The sequence below is a fragment of the Bacillus sp. S4 genome, from assembly GCF_040838205.1.
GTDB lineage: Bacteria > Bacillota > Bacilli > Bacillales > Bacillaceae_G > Bacillus_A > Bacillus_A cereus_U.
The window spans coordinates 1-3,140 of record NZ_JBFPJI010000356.1; the positions used below are offsets into that span (position 1 = coordinate 1).

Genomic DNA, 3,140 nt, shown 5'->3' on the forward strand with positions numbered 1-3,140 from the left:
TGAAAAAGCGCTTGGCTGCTTGTTTATCTCTTGATTTACTTAGATAAAAATCAATTGTATTACCCTCTGAATCAACTGCACGATATAAGTACATCCATTGCCCTTTTACTTTAATATAGGTTTCATCGGCTCTCCACGAATCATTTGTTAATTTAAGATGATGTCGTACTTTCTCTTCTAATTGAGGCCCATATTGATGAACCCAACGCATAATGGTTGTGTGAGCCATTGATAATCCTCTTTCCTCCATCATTTCCACGAGGTTACGGAAGCTCAAATTGTACCGTAGGTACCACCTTACTGTTAATAAGATTAGTTCAGGCTGATAATGCTTCCATTTAAACAAATTTTCCTTTTCCATACTGATCACACACCTTTTTTAGAGTCATACTATCAGTATGTCCAAGTTTAGGAGATTACTTGCAAGAGCTTTAGAGTTTTTGCACCAGAACCTACATGTTTTCTCCTTTACGTATAGGGTTTTAATTTTTATAATTTAATAATATTTCCATAATTGCTTTTGCTTTAGGGTTTTTTATGAAATAGTACACTTCATTCCCTCTCCGTTCTGAGTCTACTATATTACCTCGCATTTTGGATAATTGCTGTGATGTATATGCTTGGGGTAGATCCAGGGATCGCAGTATCTCAGAAACATTGTATGTATTGTTAGGGTATAGTTCGCATAAAATACGAAAACGAGTAGGATTTCCTAATAGTTTCATCATTTCCATATCTTCTTCTAAGTAATCTAAATGAGTCTTCATATATAATTCTCCTTAATATAGTAGTAAGTTAGGCTAGTAAGTATAGTGCGTATGAAACAAGAGCAGTAGCCATTACTACACCTGAAATACCTATTCCAATAGCAACTATGCCGATAAACATGTTATATAAAAGATAGAATCCAAAACTTAGGGTAAGCACTAAAAAGAGTAATTGAATTAGTTGTATTGTGAGTATTGGGAATGGTATATAACTTACGATGATTAGTCCGATTGCTATAATTGCTCTCATACAATCTCCTCCGTTTAAAATATGTGCATTTGTGTAAAAGTGTAAGTGTAAATGTACACATTTACACAATGTATTATTTTTTCTTCTTTTTAGCTTCTTTAATAGCAGCTTTTCACCTAAAAGCTCATACGTATATTGAGGTTCTGGTGCAAAGATTGCATTTATTTGAAAGAGGTAAATAGATTCCTAATGGAATCTATTCTTATCCAGCCATTCCGAATAGTTGATGAATAAACTTCATTTCATTTTGGACAGACTTGTCCCGTAAAATAAGTTGGCCTTTTTTTATGATATGCATCGCTTCTATTCCTGAAAGAATAGATTTATCTGTACGAAAAGATTTCAATCCTAACATTGAACGAACTCTCTTTTTAATAAAACGATGATCTTGCTCTACAATGTTATTAAGGTATTTTGTCTGCCTTATTTGGATGCCTACAGGCATCTTTTTCTCTTTCTTCAACTCTTCAATCGCTATAGTATAGGCCGGGTTTTTGTCTACTGTAATCACACGGGACTTTGAAACATGAAAAGACTGCAAAGCTTTCTTGAAAAAACGCTTTGCAGCCCTATGATCTCTTGTTTTGCTTAAATGAAAATCAATTATATTTCCTTTTGAATCAACAGCGCGATATAGGTACATCCATTGACCTTTGACTTTCACATACGTCTCATCGACTCGCCAAGAATCATTGGTTGATTTAAGATGACGTCGTACACGCTTATCTAATTCGGGACCATATTGATGAACCTATCACATGATAGTTGTATGAGCAAGGGATAGCCAACGTTCTTCCATCATTTCGACTAAATCACGAAAACTGAGGTTGTACCGTAGGTACCATCTCACAGTTAATAAAATAATATCCGGTTGATAATGTTTCCACTTAAATATAGTCTCCTCTTCCATACTGTTCACACACCTTTTATAGAGTAGTACTATCAGTATGTCCAAGTTTGATAGACCATTTTCATATACTTCAAAGTTTTAGCACCAGAACCAACTTATATTACGGTATGTTGTTCACGATATTGTTTAGGAGTCATGCTGGTGAATTTTTTGAACACTCTTGTGAAGTAACTTTGATCATTAAAGTTAAGCCAAGCACAAATATCTGATAATGGATAAGAAGTTAATAGTAATAGTTTTTTTGCTTCTTCAATTCGTTCTCTCTGAATATATTCACTGAAAGAAATTTCTACTTCTTTTTTAAATAATCTAGATAAATAAGTAGGGGTAATATTCAAAAGTTTAGCGAGATCATTGAGAGAAACTTCACGATAAATGTTTTTATTAATATAATCTAGGCATAAAGTAATCATATTTGAATACCTTTTAGAATTATATTCTTTAACATGATCAGCAAAAGTGCATAAAGCATCTTCGATTACTCGATTTATTGAATACATATTGTCTAATTGTTCGAGAGCTTGTATATATAGCTCACTAAGTGAAAAAGCGATTTCTGATGGAAGATTACCATCTATCGCATACCGGGTAGCTAATGTAATTGCAATAATACCGTTATTCTTTTGGTTTCTAAGCTGACTCGTATTTGATAAAGTAGCAGCGTTTTCTTGAGGGAATTCATATGCATACTGTATTAACTTTTGTTTATTTCCTTCTTTAATTGCTGTGAAAAATTGTCTTTCTAATGTTATGTCGTAATATTTCGAACTATTCTGTCGCTGTGATGAAATATATAAATCAGGATTGATAGCTGGATAGGATCTTTGTTCTAGAGATTTATTCCTTTTCCAAACAGTATTTACATCTAATTTTTCTTTAGAGATTAGAGAATATAATAAAATTCCTATCTGAATTAAAGTGATTTTTTTCATCACAGGAATGGAATTATAGTAGGAAATCCCATCTGGTATACTAGCACTGGAATTAAACTCTTCCATAAGCTTAATAACCATATCTTTAGATACTTGTGGATACATAGAAGGGCCAATAATAAGAGTACCATCCTCATATTTATGATCTGTTATGTGAATCAACACATAATGTTCCAAATACTTGTTGGTTTTTACTAGAGGAAAATTATAGAGGTCATTTTTTTGATAAAGTTCATTCAATGATTCTTCTATAGAAGAATCAAAAGGGTTATAAATATCAT

At 32.7% G+C, this 3,140-nt stretch carries 4 protein-coding genes and 1 pseudogene; all 5 read right to left on the reverse strand.

Going from position 1 to position 3,140, the window contains the following annotated elements; translation table 11 throughout:
- The coding region (locus AB3X48_RS19960) for an IS6 family transposase (RefSeq protein ID WP_367959850.1) at positions 1-361 on the reverse strand (361 nt) is incomplete at its 3' end.
- Positions 362-482: 121 nt separating this feature from the next.
- On the reverse strand, positions 483-767 hold the full coding sequence (locus AB3X48_RS19965; RefSeq protein ID WP_088099831.1) for an ArsR/SmtB family transcription factor: 285 nt from the start codon (positions 765-767) through the stop codon (positions 483-485).
- Positions 768-795: 28 nt separating this feature from the next.
- Positions 796-1,017, reverse strand: coding sequence for a hypothetical protein (locus AB3X48_RS19970; protein ID WP_367959851.1), 222 nt, complete (start codon positions 1,015-1,017; stop codon positions 796-798).
- 202 nt (positions 1,018-1,219) lie between these two features.
- Positions 1,220-1,927 (reverse strand): annotated as a pseudogene (locus AB3X48_RS19975) (IS6 family transposase).
- A gap of 95 nt (positions 1,928-2,022) precedes the next feature.
- Positions 2,023-3,140 (reverse strand): AraC family transcriptional regulator (locus AB3X48_RS19980; RefSeq protein WP_367959852.1); only part of this gene is annotated, 1,118 nt, incomplete at its 5' end.